The organism is Pseudomonas sp. GW821-FHT07F01 (assembly GCF_059418825.1).
Genome location: NZ_JBWKQO010000002.1, coordinates 385,529 through 401,848, shown reverse-complemented (window position 1 = coordinate 401,848; position 16,320 = coordinate 385,529). Strand labels below are relative to the sequence as shown.

The window sequence follows — 16,320 nt, the reverse complement described above, 5'->3', positions numbered from 1 at the left end:
CAGATGACCCTCGAACACTACATCGACAACCAATGGCAAGCCTCGTCCTGGGCCGAGGACATTCCGGTGCAGGACCCCAGCACCGGCATCAGTTACGCGCGGATCGCCCGGGGCACTGCCGACGATATCGACCTGGCGGTGCAGGCCGCGCAACGGGCCCTGGGGGACAATTTCGACGGCCCCTGGGGCAGCCTCTCGGCCCTGGAGCGCGGGCGTCTGCTGGCGCGCCTGGGCCAGGCGGTGCTGGAGCACCATGAAGAGCTGGCGCAGATCGAAGCCCGGGACACCGGCAAGGCACTCAAGGTGGCCCGCGCCGACGCCACCGCCCTGGCGCGCTATTTCGAGTACTACGCCGGGGCCGCCGACAAACTCCACGGCGAGACCTTGCCCTATCAGGCCGGCTATACCGTGCTAACGGTGCGCGAGCCCCATGGCGTTACCGGGCACATCATTCCCTGGAACTACCCGATGCAGATCTTCGGCCGCAGCGTCGGCGCCGCTTTGGCGGCGGGCAATGCCTGCGTGGTCAAGCCCGCCGAGGACGCCAGCCTGTCGCTGCTGCGGCTGGCGGAGCTGGCGGCCCAGGTCGGCTTCCCGGCGGGCAGCCTGAATGTGGTCAGCGGCTATGGCCACGAAGCCGGTGCCGCGTTGTGCGCCCATCCTGGCGTCGCGCATATCTCGTTCACCGGCTCCACCGGCACCGGCGCCCTGGTGGCCAAGGCGGCGGCCGAACGGCATTGCCCGGTAACCCTGGAGCTGGGCGGCAAGTCGCCGCAGATCGTCTTCGCCGACGCCGATGTGGAGCGGGCGCTGCCCGTGCTGATCAACGCCATCGTGCAGAACTGCGGCCAGACCTGTTCCGCCGGCAGCCGCCTGCTGGTGCAGCGCAGCCTGTATGAACCGCTGCTGGAACGCCTGGCCCAGTGCTTTGGCCAACTGCGTGCCGGGCCCTCGGAGCTGGACCTGGACATGGGCCCGCTGATCAACCAGAAACAGCTGCGCCAGGTCCGGGAGTTCGTCCGCGAGGCCGAGGCCGCCGGCATCCCGGTGGCGGCCCGTGGGCAGGTGGTGGCCGAGGCCGGCAGCGGCGGCTACTTCCACGAAGCGGTGCTGTTTCGCGATGTGCCGCCAGACAGTCGCCTGGCCCGGGAGGAAGTGTTCGGCCCGGTGCTGGCGGTGATGCCCTTCGAGGACGAGGCCGACGCCATCCGCCTGGCCAACGACAGCGCCTTCGGCCTGGTGGCCGGGGTCTGGACCCGGGACGGCGCGCGTCAGTTGCGCATGGCCCACAAGCTGCGCTGTGGCCAGGTGTTCATCAACAACTACGGCGCCGGTGGCGGCGTCGAACTGCCCTTCGGCGGGGTCAAGGCCAGTGGTTATGGCCGCGAGAAGGGCTTCGAGGCGCTGCTGGGCTTTACCGCCTTGAAGACCATCGCCATTCGTCACGACTGAGGGCCGCCACTACGGCGGCCAATAACAACAAAAAAAGGAGTCACTAGCATGCGTCTAGCCCATAAAACTGCCATCGTCACCGGCGCCGGTTCCGGCTTTGGTGAAGGCATCGCCAAGACCTTCGCCCAGCAGGGCGCCCGGGTCGTAATCGCCGACATGAACGCCACGGGCGGCCAGCGGGTGGCGCAGGAAATCCGCGATGCCGGCGGCCAGGCCCACTTCATCGAGGTCAACGTGGCCCAGGACGCCAGCGTTGCCGCGCTGCTGCGCAACACCCTGGAGCAATACGGCGGCCTGGACATCGTGGTCAACAACGCCGGCACCACCCACCGCAACCGGCCGATGCTGGAAGTGGACGAGGCCGAGTTCGACCGGGTGTTCGCGGTCAACGTCAAAAGCATTTTCCTCAGCGCGACGCACTTCGTGCCGCATTTTCGTGGCCAGGGTGGCGGGGTGTTCATCAACATCGCCTCCACGGCGGCGATCCGGCCGCGTCCGGGGCTGGTCTGGTACAACGGCAGCAAGGGCGCGGTGGTGGTGATGAGCAAGACCATGGCCGCCGAGCTGGGGCCGGACAACATCCGCGTCAACTGCGTCAACCCGGTGGTGGGCGCCACGGCCCTGCTCAGTGAATTCATGGGGGTGCCGGACACCCCGGAAAACCGCCAGAAGTTCATGGCCACCATTCCCCTGGGGCGCTTCTCCACCCCCCAGGATGTGGCCAACGCCTGCCTGTACCTGGCCTCTGACGAGGCGGCCTTCATCACCGGCACCTGTCTGGAAGTGGATGGTGGACGTTGCGTCTGATGATCTGTAAAACCCTCCAGGCCAGAGCCCCCGGCGCGTGTGATCCGGGCTTCGTGTAGCCGCTGCCGCAGGCTGCGAACGGCCCACAGGGCCGCAAGGTTCCAGAGGGGCGCCGGGGCTTGACGGTTGATCGCCAGGCAAGGCCACGCGAGCATTTTCGCCCGTTTCAACCCAATCAATGGAGTGCATTCGACATGTGTGGGATCGAGAACAACAAGAACCACCCCAATACCCGGCAACTGCTTGAAGGCCTGCCAAAGAACTGGGGCAAGTGGGGCCCGGACGACGAAGTCGGTGCCCTCAACTACCTGCAACAGGCCGAGGTACTGCGGGGCGTGGCCGCCGTGCGCCAGGGCAAGACCTTCACCCTGCAAGTGCAGATCGGCCATCCCGGCGGCGACCCGATGTGGCCGGCACGCAACCCGTCGATGCGTTTCAATACCCTGGACCGCAGCCACTATCAGGCCGGCAAGCAGCCCTCCATGACCGGTGGTGCCGAGTACTGCGACGACGTGATCTTCATGCAGCTGCAGGGCTCGACCCAGTACGACGCCCTGGGCCATGCCTGGTACGACAACCAGCTGTGGAACGGCTACGACGCCAGCAGCACTGTCGGCGGCATGGCCAAGGCCAGTGTGTTGCCGATTGCCGAGCGCGGCGTGGTGGGCCGTGCGGTGCTGATCGACATGGCCCGGCACCGCGGCAAGAAGTACCTGGGGCGCGGCGAGACCTTCAACCATCTGGACCTGCTGGCCGCTGCCCAGGCCCAGGGCGTGGCCATCGAGAAGCGCGACATCCTCATCATCCGCACCGGTTCCATGGGCGCCTTCTACGAGTACGGCAAGACCGAGTTCTTCAAGGACCTGGTGGAACCCGGGCTGACCTACAGCCGGGAACTGGTGGACTGGTTCAACCAGATGGAGATCCCCAATCTGGTCACCGACACCATCGCCAACGAGGTGATCACCGACCCGGTGTCCGGGGTGCAGATTCCCCTGCATTGCGCGCTGATGCGCAACCTGGGGATCGCCTTCACCGAGATCGTGCTGCTTGAAGAACTGGCCGAGGATTGCGCCGCCGATGGCCAGTGGACCTTCCTCTACACCGCCGCGCCGCTGAAGATCGTCGGCGGCAGCGGAGCGCCGGTGAACCCCATCGTCATCAAGTAACCGCTGTTTGCTGGTGGCGAGGCAGGCGCAGGGTTTATCCTGCGCCCCCTCACCAAGACCGATAGGGATCATCGACCGATCATGCATGACGATTCACATTCGCCGGACTGCAGCTGCTGCCTGGATCACGCCAATGCCCATCAGGGCGTGCTCGATACCCTGGGGTTGATGGCCGACCACCCCGAGGCCAGCGAGGACGACATCGTCCAACTGCTGCAGGCGCGTGGCTACTCGGCCATCGCCGCGGAAAAACTCAACGCCTTCGTGCCATCGGCCCTGGCCTGGATCGTGCTCAAGCGCCTGGGGGTGAAACACCTGCCCAACCACTTCATCGCCCTGGATGAGAAGGGTGAGGAGGTCCGGGTTCCAGTGGCCGGCCAGCACTATTTCACCGCCGCGCTGACCCTGGCCTACAACACCTTTGAAAACGGCTGGAGCGAGGTCCTGCCGCGCAAGACCTACGAAATGGTGGCTGGCCGCAGCGCTGAAATGGCCATGGCCAACGAGGCGCTGTATGCCGGGGAATCTTTGCAGGGCTCCACTCTGGAACCCTTGCAGCTGCTGCGCCTGGATGCCCAGGCCGCGCTGACCTGAGCACCTGGTGCAACACTACCTACACTGATGGGCAGTCACCCCGGCCGAGAACCCTTGCGCACGCAGGCCGCTGGCCGGGACCACCCGCCTTCAGTACAGGAGAACCCCCATGAACCATGAATCCGTTTGCATCGTCGCGGCGGCCCACACCCGCTTTGGCCGCCTCGATGGCAGCCTGGAAGACCTGGTTGTCCAGGTCACCCGCGACGTGCTGGTGGACGCCGCCATTGACGCCGGGGCGATCGATGCGCTGTTTCTCGGCCAGTTCAACTCCGGGCTGGTGCCTGATGGTTTTCCCGCGTCCCTGATGCTCCAGGCCGACCCGCAGTTGCGCTTCAAGCCGGCCACCCGCTGCGAAAACGCCTGTGCTTCCGGCTCGGCGGCGATCCAGGCCGGGATCAACGCGATCCGCAGCGGCGCCGCCGAACTGGTGCTGGTGGTGGGGGCGGAAAAGATGACCGGCAACAGCACCGCCGAGGTCACCCGGGCCCTGGCCGGGGCCGGCTACCAGAACGACCCGCAAGAGGCCGGCCTGAGCTTTGCCCAACTGTTCGGCCAAGTGGCCCAGCGCTACACGGAGCGCTACCAGAGCCCCCTGGCTGCCATGGCGGCGATTGCCGTGAAGAACCACGCCAACGCCATGGCCAACCCCCTGGCGCAGATGCATCGGGCCATGGATTTTGCCCACTGCAACAGCGTCTCGCCCGGCAACCCGCTGATCGCCGAGCCCCTGCGCCTGACCGACTGTTCGCTGATCAGCGATGGCGCGGCGGCGATCCTCCTCGCGTCGCCGCGCCGGGCCCGGGAGTTCCGCCGTGAAGTGGCGATCCGCGCCCTGAGCCAGGTGAACGACTTCCTGCCCATGGCGCGCCGCGACGTGCTGGCCTTCGAAGGCCCGCAACTGGCGATCCAGGGCGCCTTGCACGAAGCCGGCCTGGGCCTGGACGACCTGGCGTTCGCCGAAGTCCACGACTGCTTCACCATCGCCGAACTGCTGATCTACGAAGCCATGGGCCTGGCGCCCAAGGGTGAAGGCCATCGAGCCCTGGACGAAGGCTGGGTGAATGCCGACGGACGCCTGCCGGTGAACCTCTCCGGCGGGCTCAAGGCCAAGGGACATCCGGTGGGCGCCACCGGTGTGTCGATGCATGCCCTGGGCTTTCGCCAGTTGACCGGCGAGCCCATTGGCCTCGCCGCGCGCTCGCCGGAGTTCGGCCTGCTGTTCAACATGGGCGGCATGGCGGTGGCCAACTACGCCTCGGTGTTGCAGGCCGTCAGGGTGTAAGGGGTTCCGGCCACGCCGGCGTTCAGTGTGCCGGCGTAGCGCCCAGGGGCCCCCAGTCCAGTCTGCGGGCCACTCTCCAGTACCCCGGTTCCTGGCACATGCCAACGTAGAAGGGTTTATGAGCGAGCAATGGCTTTGGCGGCTTGTGGGTCACCTTGCTGTCGCGCACCTTGATACAGTAGCGGGTGTAGTTGCGGATCTGGTTGAGGCTGACGTCGATCAGGTCCTGGGGGCAGATCAGCAGTGCATCACCGAACAAGAACTGCTGGAATCCCTGGATCTCCAAGCGGCCCTGAGGGCTGAGTCGGGTTTTCCACATCAGCGGGTCGAGGTCCTGTAGCTCAAACTCCTGCTGCACCGAGTAGCGTTCCACGGCTCCCTGGCGAACCTCCAGGCCGCCTGCGGCCTTGTAGGTGATCTGGCTCATGGCCCCGGGCAGCATCAGCAGGAAGGTGCAGGCCATCAACAGTGCGCAGGCTACCGAGTAGGCGATGCGTTTGTAGAGGTCCGCGTTGAGGCAGTAGAAAATCACGACGGGTAGCAGGGTAAAGGCCAGCACCAGCAGGTTCAGGATTGCCGGGAAATGGGGAGCTTCACTCAGCACCTCGTTGCTATAGGCATTGAGCAGCAACAGGCTGGGAAAGACTCCCGATATCACCGTGCTGGTCAGGCAGAAGGTGATGAGGTAGGTAAAGCCGATCCTTGAGGCCCGTGTCGCCCTGCCTGGTTTGTTCACGTTGCTGTCGAGCACCTCCTTGAAGGCCGGGCGCGAGAGCACCCCCCAGCAGGCGAGCAGCACCAGTGTCACCACCAGCAGTATGGCCAGGCCCGGATCAAGCCATTCGCTGAGGTAGTAGCTGATCAGAATGAAGCCGCCAAAGCCCGCCAGGACCGGCAGGGTCAGCCACACCACGACGTTCTTCAGGTGTTCGGGCGTGGAGTGGAACAAGCTGCACGCCAGTCCGAAGAGCAAGGTGGTGGTGGCCAGCAGTATCAGGTAGAGCACCATCAGTACCAGCACGATGACCAGCCACACCGCCAGCGCCGATTTGGCATCGATGGCGGCCATGAACAGGTCGGTGCGGCCTATTGCACGGGTGTACAGGTACAGGCTCAGCAGGCCCTGGCCGGCTGCGCCCAGTCCGATGAGGGTGCCGATCGGTCCCCAGTACGTGAGCACGCGCTTGAAATTTCTCCTGAACACTTCTTCAAAGGCTGGTCCTGCGACTTGCATGTGGGCACTCCCTGGCGACGTTGATGGCGCGGGAGTAGAGCAAGACCTCATGGGCTGTGTCGATGCTTTTGCACGCTGGCCCGCTGGCAACCGCGCCCTCCCTGGCGCGTTCCTGCATCATCGCGGGTACGCGGCCGCCCGGCCATGAACCCGCCCCTTGCGCCCCGCCGTCAGGCGATAGGCAATGCCCAGCCAGACAAACCACGCCGGCATCACGCACAGCGCCAGGCGGGTGTCCGGGCGCAGGGCCAGCAGGCACAGGACAAACAGCAGGAAGGCCAGGGCAAACCAGGCCATGGGCACGCCGCCGGGCATCTTGTAGCGCGAACGGGCGTGCAGTTGCGGGTGCTTTTTGCGGTAGGCGATGTAGGACGCGAGGATGGTCGACCAGGTGAAGATCACCAGGATCGCCGACACCGTGGACACCAGGGTGAAGGCGGTCATCACCTCGGGAACCACGTACAGCAGCAACACCCCCAGCAGCATCAGCAGGGTGGTGAAGCTCAGGCTGATGACCGGCACGCTCTGGCCCGACAGGCGCTTGAACAGGCGCGGCGCATTGCCCTGGTCGGCGAGGCCGAAGAGCATGCGGCTGGCCGAGAACACGCCGCTGTTGGCCGAGGAAGCGGCGGAGGTCAGCACCACGAAGTTGACGATGCCCGCCGCCGCCGGGAAGCCGGCAATCAGGAACAGCTCGACGAACGGGCTCTTGTTCGGCGACACCTGCTGCCAGGAGGTCACGGCGATGATGCAGGCCAGGGCCAGCACGTAGAACAGGATGATCCGCAGCGGTATGGCGTTGATGGCCTTGGGCAGGGTGCTGTGAGGGTCACGGGTTTCCGCGGCGGCGGTGCCGATCAGCTCGGTGCCGGCGAAGGAGAAGATCGCCATCTGGAACCCGGCGAAGAAGCCCAGCAGGCCGTGGGGAAAGGCCGCTTGCCGGTCCAGCAGGTGGCCCAGCGAGGCGGTCACGCCCGAGGGCGAGACGAACGAACTGGCGATCAGCACCAGGCTGACGCCGATCAGGGTGACCACGGCGATGATCTTGATGATGGCGAACCAGAACTCCACTTCGCCGAACAGCCGCACCGTGAGCACGTTGAGGGCGAACAGCGTCAGCATCATGCTGACCGCGGGCATCCAGGCCGGCACCCCGGGGAACCAGTACTGGAAGAAACCGCCCACCACCACGGCGTCGCCCACCACCGCCACGCTCCAGCTCAGCCAGTAGGACCAGCCCAGAAAAAACGCCGCGCGCGGCCCCAGGTAGGCGCCGGCAAAGTCGGCGAAGCTCTTGAATTGCAGGTTCGACAGCAGCAGCTCGCCCATGGCGCGCATCACCAGGTACACGAACAGGCCGATGATCATGTAGATCAGGATGATCGAGGTACCGGACATGGCGATGATCTTGCCCGAGCCCATGAACAGCCCGGTGCCGATGGCGCCGCCCATGGCCATGAGCTGGATATGACGGTTATGCAGGGTGCGTTGCAGCACGGGGCGCGCAGGGGCCCCGAGGGTATCTGGAGTCATCACAAAACCTCTTGATTTTATAGTTGTCGAGTTTTGGCAGTGCAGGGTGGCTGGGGCTGCGCGCTGTGGTTGTAGGTCGGGGTGGCGCAACCGGTTCGGGTTGGGCCGCTGCACAGGGGCACGGGGCGTTTTCCCGTGCAGCGGCCATGGGGGTATTGCCTCAGCCGCTGGCCAGCCGGCGCGGGGCGCCTGTGGCGGCGTCGGGGCCCTGGCCGATCAGTTGGTACAGGTCCTTGATGTTGGCCGGGGTCGGCACCAGGTGGATCCGCTCGCCTATGCCGTGTTCGCGCGCCTGGTCGTGCAGGTAGCGCAGGGACGAGAAGTCCTCCAGGGCAAAGCCCACCGAGTCGAACACTGTGACCTGCCGGGCATGCTCGCGGCCCGGTTCCAGGCCCTGGGCGATGCGGAAGTATTCGGTCACCGCAAAGTCCGCCGGCAACTGCTGGATATCACCCTCGATGCGCGTTTGCGGCTCGAACTCGACGATCACCCGGGCATTGCGCAGGATCTCTGCGTGCAGCTCGGTCTTGCCCGGGCAGTCGCCGCCCACCGCATTGAGGTGCATGCCGGGCTCGATCAGCTCCGGGGTGAGGATGGTGGCGTAGGCCTTGTCCGCGGTCACCGTGGTGACGATGTCGGCGCCCTTGACCGCATCGGCCACCGACTCGGCGATGTGCACCTTCAGGCTCGGCCAGGCTTGCAGGTTGTGCTTGAGCTTGCGGGAGGCGGCCGGGTCGATGTCGAAGATCCGCAGCTCGTCGATGCCGAGCATGTCGTGGAAGGCGATGGCCTGGAACTCGCTCTGGGCGCCATTGCCGATCAGCGCCATGGTTCGGCTGTCCGGGCGCGCCAGGGCACGGGCCACCAGGGCCGAGGTGGCGGCGGTGCGTACCGCGGTGGTCAGGGTCAGTTCGCTGAGCAGCACCGGGTAGCCGCTGTCCACCTCGGCCAGCACACCGAAGGCCATGACCGTGAGCAACTGCCGGGCCGGATTGCCAGGGTGGCCGTTGACGTACTTGAAGGCGTACTGCTGGCCATCGTCGGCGGGCATCAGTTCGATGACTCCGGTGGGCGAGTGGTTGGCGGTGCGCGGGGACTTTTCGAAGGCTTGCCAGCGCAGGTAGTCGGCCTGGATATAACCGGCCATTTCACGGATCGCCCTGGCGACACCCAGGCTCTTGTACAGCGCCGCTGCCTGATCCACATCGATAAACAAGGTCATGGTGATTTCCCTCTCGGTCGGAACGTTGAACACTGCGGGGGAGCGCGCCTGGCGCGCGCTAGCGGTTGGCATGGCCGTGCAGCACATTGACCGCATTGAGGCCGATCTCATCCACCATGTAGCCGCCTTCCATCACGAACAGGGTGGGCGTGCCCACCGTGGCGATGATCTGGCCCATGCCGAGAAAGTCTTCGCTTTCCAGCAGGAAGTGGCTGATGGGGTCGTCCTTGAACGTGTCCACGCCCAGGGACACCACCAGCAGTTCGGGAGCGAAGGCCCGCAACTGTTTGCAGGCCAGCTCCAGCGCTTGGCGGTAGTGCTGCCAGCTGGTGTTCTTCGGCAGGGGCAGGTTCAGGTTGCAGCCTTCGCCGGCCCCGCTGCCGCGCTCGCTGGCATGGCCCGAGAAGTAGGGGTAGGACACGGCCGGGTCGCCGTGCAGCGAGACGAAGAGCACGTCGCCACGGTCATAGAAAATGTTCTGGGTGCCATTGCCGTGGTGGAAGTCCACGTCCAGCACCGCCACCCGCCTGGCGCCCCGGGTGATGGCGTGCTGCGCGGCGATGGCGGCGTTGTTCAGGTAGCAGTAGCCGCCCATGTATTCCCGTGCGGCGTGATGCCCCGGCGGGCGGCACAGGGCGAAGGCGCTGTCCTGGCCTTCATCGATCAGGGCCAGGGCAGTGAGGGCGATATCGGCGCTGGTGCGCACCGCATCCCAGGTGGTGGCGGTGATCGGCGAGCCGGCGTCCATGGCGAAGAAACCCAGCTTGCCGTCGATGAATTCGGGCACCTGCTGGTTGGCCAGGTCGCGCACCGGCCACACCAGGGGCAGGGCGTCGTGGCTGCGGCCGGTGGCGGTCCATTCGCTCCAGGCGTTTTCCAGGAAGCTGACGTAACGTTCGCTGTGGGCGGCCACGTAGCAGGCGCGGTCGAAGCGCCGCGGGCCGATGATCTCGCCAAGCCCCACGTGGCGCACCCGGTCTCGCACCGTGTCGGCGCGGCTGGGTTGCTCGAAGGAGGGCTTGAGCACGCCATCCTTCAATTCGGTGCCATGGTGCAGGCGGTGGGATTCGCTGAAGACGGTAAGCATGCTGAACGCATCCATTGTTATTGTCCGGTGCAAATAGTTTGTTCCGGCATGGCTGCGAATTCTTTGCTTTTTGTTCGGGTGCAATTAGAGTTTTGGGTAATATTTTCCCCGTTGGTGGTGATTGTGAAAAAAACGACTCGCAGCGTTAACCTCGACGACACCGACCTGGCGATTCTTGCGCTGTTGCAGCAGGACGCGAGCATTTCCAACGCCGAGCTCAGCGAGCGCCTGTCCCTGAGCCTTACCCCCTGCTGGCGGCGGCGCAAGCGCCTGGAGGAGGAGGGGGTGATCAGGGACTACCAGGCCAACCTCGACCGGCGCCTGCTGGGGCTGGACATCCTGGCCTTCGTCCATGTGCGGTTCGCCACCCACTCCGACCAGACCCCGGACGATTTCGAGACGGTGATCATGCGCCTGCCCGAGGTCCAGGCCTGCCACAAGATCACCGGCGACGCCGACTACCTGCTGCAGGTGCTGGCCCGAGACCTGGACAGCTACAGCGACTTTGTCGAGCACGTGCTCAGGCGCCAGCCGGGCATTGCCTCGATCCAGTCCAGCCTGGCGCTGCGCGAGGTCAAGGCCACCAGCCGCCTGGCGATTCCCCAGCCGCTACCCAGGTAGGGCGGCATCAGATTTCCGATTTTTTGTGCCGGGCTATTCAATGATTGCCCTGCAGGTACTTTCGGCTCGGTCGTGCGCTCGCGTTCCAGCGAGGCAGGCAACAGCAGTGTTGAGCAGGCCATGGATGCAGAAGCAGCAGCGCCTGGCCGCGGCGCCGCCCCGGCCCCAGGGCCTACTGAAATTCGCCGGACTCCAGGCAGAAGGCGACCAGGGCCTGGTCGCTGTCCAGGTTGAGCTTGCGGATCGCCGAGATCTTCTGCGCACTGACGGTCTTCACGCTGCGCTTGAGGTTGGCGGCGATCTGCATCATTGATTCGCCGCGCACGAAATGCCGCAGCACTTCGTATTCCTTGGGCGTAAGGCTGCTCAGGCCGTCGGCCATGGAGCGCAGCGGGCTGCTGTTGAGCTCGTTCTGCACCAGGCTCGGCGGGTGGTGGATGCGCCCCTGGCGGACGTTCTCCAGGGCGCTGAGCAGCTCGCTCATGTCATGGCGCTTGGGCAGTACCGAGCGCACGCCGATGTCATACAGCGCGGCCACGATCATCGGGTTGGACATCATGGTCAGCACCAGTACCTGGACCCTGGGGAAGTGCCGGATCAGGTAGGTCACCAGGCGTATGCCATCGCCGAAGGTCGGGTCGCCCTCCATGAAGTAGTCGGTGATGACCACGTCGATCCGCGGGTCATCCGAAAGTTGCTGGACCAGGGCACTGGGGGTGGTGACAGCCGCCACCACCTCGTACTGGCGGGTCTTTTTCAACAGGTCGCTGACGGCAGCGAGCACCAGGGGATGATCGTCGGCCAGGGCAACGCGTATTTTTTTCATGGTGGACACGATCCATTGTCAAAAGGGAATGCGCAGAAATGCGGGTACTAGGAGCGTTCATTCGAGCTGGCTGATGTCTTGCAAGGCGTGCAGCAGCATCAGGCTATGCGTGCGCGTGGTAGCCGTCAAACCGCTCTGGCGCAGGCTCTGCCCCAAGTCGTGGACCTGCAGGATCAGCGCTTCCTGGCCAGCCACCGCCAGCGACCCGCGCACCCGGTGCAGCAACTGGAAGATGCGCTCGTAATCCTCCTCGTCCAGGGCCTGGCGCAGGTGTTCCACGTCCTGGCCCATGGTGCGGGCAAACAGTTCCCGCAGGTTCGGCGGCAGGCCATCAACTGGCGCGTTGCCAGGCGCGGCTGCAGGCTCGGCGAGCGGCTCCGGGGCGAGGCTGGTGAGCCGTGCCAGGCTGGCCCGCAGGGTCTGCAACGGCACTGGCTTGACCAGCCAGGCGTCCATCCCGCAGGCCTGGCAGCGGGCCTCTTCGTCGCACATGGCATTGGCGGTGATGCCGATGATCGGCCGGTCGTCCCCGGCGGCGCGCAGGATGCAGGTGAGTTCGTAGCCGTTCATGCGCGGCATGTTGACGTCGGTCAGCAACAGGTCGTAGTCGCCGATGCGCCACAGGTCCAGGGCTTCCGCGCCATCGGCGGCCAGGGTATTGCGGCAGCCCAGTTGCTGCAGCTGATGGCTCAGGGTCGCCTGGTTGATCGGGTTGTCCTCGGCCACCAGCACGTTCAGGCCCAGGGGGGCCAGAGTGGCGATGTCCCGGGCCGGCAGTTCCGGTTCGGCAGGAGCGTCGGGCGCGCCGCCCAGGGTGCGTTCCAGCAAGCGGCCGATGGCATAGTAGTCGCCGGCCTCGGCCAGGCCCGCACCGGGGGTGCGTTGCTGGCCGCCCAGGTCGATGCGCAGCAGCCCGGGGGGCAGGGCCTCGGACGCTTCGGGGCGGTCATCGAACAGCCGCAGGAGAACGCCCTGGCCCTGGGGAGGTGGGGCCGTAGCGTCCACGGGGGTGGCCTGGGCGTGCCACTTCTGCAGCCACTGGCAGAGGTTGTCGGTGAGTTCGTGGTGCGGGCTTTGTACGTAGATTCGCGCGCCGCCCAGGTCGGGCTGGCGCTCGGCGTCGGGGTCGCTGGCCACCGGCAGTTCCAGCTGCATGGAGAAACTGCTGCCCAGGCCCAGCTCGCTGGTGAGGTGGATCTGGCTGCCCATCAGCGCCGCCAGCTTGGCGCAGATCGACAGGCCCAGCCCCGCGCCGTGCACTGTGTGGGAGTGGGCGTCGATCTGATAGAAGGGGATGAACAGCTGCTGCTGTTCTTCCTTGCCGATACCGATACCGGTGTCCGCCACCTGCAGCGACAGCAGCACCCGTCCCTGGCTGCCGGGCTCGGCCCGGGCGCGCACTATCACCTGGCCCGAGTGGGTGAACTTGACCGCGTTGCTGATCAGGTTGGTGAGGATCTGGCTGATCCGCCCCGGATCGCCGAGCAGGGCTGGAGGCAGTTCTGGATCGACCCAGGAAAACAGCAGCAGGCCCTTGTTCCGGGCACTGTCGACAAAGCTTGCGGTGCAGCGCTGGACCAGGGCCCTGGGATCGAACAGCTGATCCCCCAGGGACAGCTGGCCGGATTCGATGCGGGTGATGTCGAGGATGTCGCTGATGATCTGCAGTAGCAGCCCGGACGACACCTGGATGCGTTCGAGCAACTGGCGCTGTTCGCGGTCCAGGTCGGTCAGGCCCATCAGTTCCAGGGAGCCGAGCACCCCGTACAGCGGCGTGCGGATCTCGTGGCTCATGGTGGCGAGGAACACCGACTTGGCGCCGTTGGCCTTGTCGGCCGCCTGTTTCGCCTGGGTCAGTTGCTGCTCCATCTGGGCCCGCGCACTGAGGTCGGCAAAGGCGCAGATCAGCACATCCTGGTTGCGGTAGCGGGTGGGGGCGAAGGCGATGTAGAACGAGCGTCCGTCGAAGCTCTGGAAGTTTTCGATCTCCCCCGGCTCCCGGGCCCGGGCGATGCGCTCCAGCAATGCCGGGTCCAGGCCGCTGGCGTCCAGGCTCTGGCCGACCTGGGTGGTGAACCATTTGAGGGCCAGGTTGTTGGCGAAGACGATCCGCCGGTCCTCGCGGCTGAGCACGCACAGGGCCACTGGCGTGGTCTCCAGCAGGGTGCGGCTGAACTGATGGTTTTCCACCAGCTCGGCGTGAGCCTGTTGCGCCGGCGCTATGACCCGGCGCTGGTACCAGCGCGCATAGACCCTGGCGGCCAGGGGGCTGAGCAACAGCAGCAGGAAGATCGCCGCCAGGGACCAGGAGTGGCCGAGGAACAGGGTGCGGTAGCTCAACAGGTAGTAACCGCTCCAGTGGCCACTGGCGTCGTTGATCCGGAACAGCAGGCCGTCGTTGCGCACGTTGGCCCCCTCGTGCAGCGCCAGGGGCGCCGGTTCATCCCCCAGCAGCAGGCCGTCGAGCCGGCCCTGCAGCCAGAACTTGTCGTAGAAGTGCCGCCGCTGCGGCGTGGTGAAGACGTTGATGCGGTCCCTGTAGGTGAGGCAGGCAGCATAGGTGCCGGAACTCTGCAGGCCGCTGCCGGGGGCAAGGTTGTGCAGGGCGGTGAAGGCGATCATGTGCTGGGGAAAGTCCTTGAGACGGATCCAGCGGATCGCGTCGCTGTCGCTGCTGGTAGCGCTGGCGCGCACCGCATGCAGGCCTGCCAGGACCAGGGGGGTGGTCAGCCGCGGCCAGCGGCTGCCGATGGTGGGCACGGTAAAGCTGCTGCCGGCACCGGCGTCCACCACCAGCAGGGCCGAAGCGGGAAAGCTCGAGCGCACCCAGAAGCTGGAGTAGAGATCGGCCAGGTAGCGCCCAAGGCCGGCTGCTGCGGCGCTCTGGTGGGGGCATTGGGCCAGGTCCTGGCAGACCAGGGTGAAGGGGGTTTCCACCGAGGAGGGGTTACCCTGGAACAGGGTCGCGCCCACCGCCTCCTGTTGCTCCATGAGGTGGAAGAGCTGCGCCGGATCCTGGTCCGCGTCCTTGTATTGCAGGCGCTTCTCGCCGGCCAGCCGCTGGAGCAGGGCTTGCTGCTCGCTCATGTAGCGGGTCAGCAGTTGGAAGTCCACGGCAATCCGTTCCTGTTCCTGGCGGATGATCCGCTGGCCGCCCCAGAACAGCGCGCCGCCCATGACCAGCAGCAACGGCAGAATGAGGAACAGCACGAGATTCAATCGTCGGAAGTTTTTCGCGATGCGGCGTAGCGGGATGTCTGGCATGGGAGAGAGGAGGCGGGCCGGGTAGGTGACGAAAAGGGTGGAGTAACAGTGCATCCCAGCAGTTGTGTGAAGGCGTCCAGCTCCAATGCGGCGGAAATAAGATACCCCTGGGCACTGTCGCAGCCAATCTGGCGCAGAAATTCCAGGTCACGGGCCGATTCCACGCCCTCGGCCACCACTTCCAGGCCCAGTTGCCGGCCCAGTTGCACCGCCGCCACCAGAGCTGCGGCGCGGGCATCGTCGGCTGCGGCGCCATGCACGAAGTGGCGGTCGATCTTCATCTCGGTAAAGGGCGTGGAGATCAGGCTGTACATGGAACTGTAGCCCATGCCGAAGTCGTCCTGTGCCAGGCCGAAGCCTTTGAGGCGCAGGCGGCTGGCGCCCATATGATACTGCCCGGGGGACAGTGGCCGCTCGGTTTCCAGCAGCTCGAAGCAGATATCGCTGGTGGCCAGCCCCGAGGCGAGGGTGATCTGCTGCAACTGGTCGGGCAGGCCGGGGTCGTCCAGCAGTCCGGTGGGCAGGTTCACCGATACGCTGAGGCGGTGGCCCAGGCGTTGCCAGTGCTGCTGCGCCTGGAGGGCGTCGTCGAGCATCAGCAGCAACAGCGCATGGTCCAGCTGGCAGCGGCTGATGGAGGCAAGGAACGAGTCCGGCATCAGCAGCCCGAAGGACGGACTGTTCCAGCGCACCAGGGCCTCGGCGCCGACGATCCGGCCAGTGCTCAGCGAGCGCCGGGGCTGGAACCGGGCCTTGAGCTCGCGGCGTTCGATGGCCCGCTCCAGGACCTGGCGGTCGAACACTGCCTCGTGCTCGGGCCGGGCTGCCAGCACCGGGTCCTGGCTGTTGCCGATGATGGCGCTGATCTGCTCGACGTGGATCGCTTCCAGAGGCTTGGGGAAGGTGCCGAGTACCGCCAGGCCCTTCTCCTTGGCCATCAGGCTGACGCTGTTCATCAACCGCCGCGAGCAGGACGAGACGATGGCCAGGATCGGCACCTGGTCGACACCGGTCAGGGCATGGATGAACTGCACTCCATCCATTTCCGGCATGTGCAGGTCCACCAGCACCAGGTCGTAGACCTGGCGGTGCAGCATGGCCAGGGCCTGGCGCGCATCGAGGGCGCTGTCCACCCGGCCGAACCCGGCCGCCTGCAACAGGTGCCGGGCCTGCAGGCAGTGGATCGGATGGTCGTCCAGCACCAGGACTCGCAGGGGCTTGAGCAT

At 65.8% G+C, this 16,320-nt stretch carries 13 protein-coding genes; 6 read left to right on the top strand and 7 right to left on the bottom strand.

From position 1 onward, the window contains the following. The first annotated feature begins 3 nt into the window (after positions 1-3). From AC07R1_RS07995 to AC07R1_RS07975, 5 genes are all read left to right on the top strand, one after another. Positions 4-1,452: an aldehyde dehydrogenase family protein gene (locus AC07R1_RS07995; protein ID WP_495110393.1), complete on the top strand. Its 1,449-nt coding sequence runs from the start codon at positions 4-6 to the stop codon at positions 1,450-1,452. 48 nt (positions 1,453-1,500) lie between these two features. Then, positions 1,501-2,259: an SDR family oxidoreductase gene (locus AC07R1_RS07990; protein ID WP_492583996.1), complete on the top strand. Its 759-nt coding sequence runs from the start codon at positions 1,501-1,503 to the stop codon at positions 2,257-2,259. Between the two features lie 194 nt (positions 2,260-2,453). Continuing rightward, complete coding sequence (locus tag AC07R1_RS07985; protein WP_026020115.1) at positions 2,454-3,428, top strand: cyclase family protein; 975 nt, start codon at positions 2,454-2,456, stop codon at positions 3,426-3,428. An 81-nt stretch (positions 3,429-3,509) separates the two neighbouring features. Continuing rightward, complete coding sequence (locus AC07R1_RS07980) at positions 3,510-4,022, top strand: hypothetical protein (protein WP_072449957.1); 513 nt, start codon at positions 3,510-3,512, stop codon at positions 4,020-4,022. A 109-nt stretch (positions 4,023-4,131) separates the two neighbouring features. Beyond that, a complete protein-coding gene (locus AC07R1_RS07975; protein ID WP_011061920.1) occupies positions 4,132-5,307 on the top strand; it encodes an acetyl-CoA acetyltransferase in 1,176 nt (391 codons plus the stop codon). A 22-nt stretch (positions 5,308-5,329) separates the two neighbouring features. Here the strand turns inward: AC07R1_RS07975 and AC07R1_RS07970 are convergent, their stop codons facing one another. From AC07R1_RS07970 to AC07R1_RS07955, 4 genes are all read right to left on the bottom strand, one after another. Beyond that, the gene (locus AC07R1_RS07970; RefSeq protein WP_492583990.1) at positions 5,330-6,541 is read right to left on the bottom strand and encodes a hypothetical protein; all 1,212 of its coding nucleotides are present in this window, start codon (positions 6,539-6,541) and stop codon (positions 5,330-5,332) included. A 117-nt stretch (positions 6,542-6,658) separates the two neighbouring features. Beyond that, on the bottom strand, positions 6,659-8,074 hold the full coding sequence (locus tag AC07R1_RS07965) for an amino acid permease (RefSeq protein ID WP_495110392.1): 1,416 nt from the start codon (positions 8,072-8,074) through the stop codon (positions 6,659-6,661). A gap of 160 nt (positions 8,075-8,234) precedes the next feature. Next, positions 8,235-9,296, bottom strand: a complete 1,062-nt coding sequence (gene ocd / locus AC07R1_RS07960; protein WP_495110391.1) for an ornithine cyclodeaminase — start codon at positions 9,294-9,296, stop codon at positions 8,235-8,237. A 58-nt stretch (positions 9,297-9,354) separates the two neighbouring features. Then, a complete protein-coding gene (locus tag AC07R1_RS07955; RefSeq protein WP_495110390.1) occupies positions 9,355-10,383 on the bottom strand; it encodes a histone deacetylase family protein in 1,029 nt (342 codons plus the stop codon). Between the two features lie 123 nt (positions 10,384-10,506). Between AC07R1_RS07955 and AC07R1_RS07950 the strand changes: the two genes are divergently transcribed. Further along, positions 10,507-11,004 carry an Lrp/AsnC family transcriptional regulator gene (locus AC07R1_RS07950; RefSeq protein ID WP_011061915.1) on the top strand — a complete coding sequence of 166 codons (498 nt, stop codon included), beginning with the start codon at positions 10,507-10,509 and terminating at the stop codon, positions 11,002-11,004. 172 nt (positions 11,005-11,176) lie between these two features. Here AC07R1_RS07950 and AC07R1_RS07945 read toward each other — a convergent pair whose 3' ends face one another. The 3 genes from AC07R1_RS07945 to AC07R1_RS07935 are packed head-to-tail and all read right to left on the bottom strand — an operon-like array spanning position 11,177 to position 16,320. Next, positions 11,177-11,830: a response regulator gene (locus AC07R1_RS07945; protein WP_011061914.1), complete on the bottom strand. Its 654-nt coding sequence runs from the start codon at positions 11,828-11,830 to the stop codon at positions 11,177-11,179. Positions 11,831-11,887: 57 nt separating this feature from the next. After that, on the bottom strand, positions 11,888-15,040 hold the full coding sequence (locus AC07R1_RS07940; protein ID WP_495110389.1) for a hybrid sensor histidine kinase/response regulator: 3,153 nt from the start codon (positions 15,038-15,040) through the stop codon (positions 11,888-11,890). Positions 15,041-15,045: 5 nt separating this feature from the next. Continuing rightward, entirely contained in the window at positions 15,046-16,320 is a 1,275-nt protein-coding gene (locus AC07R1_RS07935; RefSeq protein ID WP_011061912.1) for an EAL domain-containing response regulator, read from the bottom strand.

Bases quoted from the DNA above. Each gene is read 5' to 3' on its own strand.
- AC07R1_RS07990 (WP_492583996.1), top strand. From the start codon at position 1,501: ATGCGTCTAGCCCATAAAACTGCCATCGTCACCGGCGCCGGTTCCGGC.
- ocd (WP_495110391.1), bottom strand. From the start codon at position 9,296: ATGACCTTGTTTATCGATGTGGATCAGGCAGCGGCGCTGTACAAGAGC.
- AC07R1_RS07955 (WP_495110390.1), bottom strand. From the start codon at position 10,383: ATGCTTACCGTCTTCAGCGAATCCCACCGCCTGCACCATGGCACCGAA.
- AC07R1_RS07985 (WP_026020115.1), top strand. From the start codon at position 2,454: ATGTGTGGGATCGAGAACAACAAGAACCACCCCAATACCCGGCAACTG.
- AC07R1_RS07980 (WP_072449957.1), top strand. From the start codon at position 3,510: ATGCATGACGATTCACATTCGCCGGACTGCAGCTGCTGCCTGGATCAC.
- AC07R1_RS07935 (WP_011061912.1), bottom strand. From the start codon at position 16,320: ATGCTCAAGCCCCTGCGAGTCCTGGTGCTGGACGACCATCCGATCCAC.
- AC07R1_RS07975 (WP_011061920.1), top strand. From the start codon at position 4,132: ATGAACCATGAATCCGTTTGCATCGTCGCGGCGGCCCACACCCGCTTT.
- AC07R1_RS07965 (WP_495110392.1), bottom strand. From the start codon at position 8,074: ATGACTCCAGATACCCTCGGGGCCCCTGCGCGCCCCGTGCTGCAACGC.
- AC07R1_RS07970 (WP_492583990.1), bottom strand. From the start codon at position 6,541: ATGCAAGTCGCAGGACCAGCCTTTGAAGAAGTGTTCAGGAGAAATTTC.
- AC07R1_RS07945 (WP_011061914.1), bottom strand. From the start codon at position 11,830: ATGAAAAAAATACGCGTTGCCCTGGCCGACGATCATCCCCTGGTGCTC.
- AC07R1_RS07995 (WP_495110393.1), top strand. From the start codon at position 4: ATGACCCTCGAACACTACATCGACAACCAATGGCAAGCCTCGTCCTGG.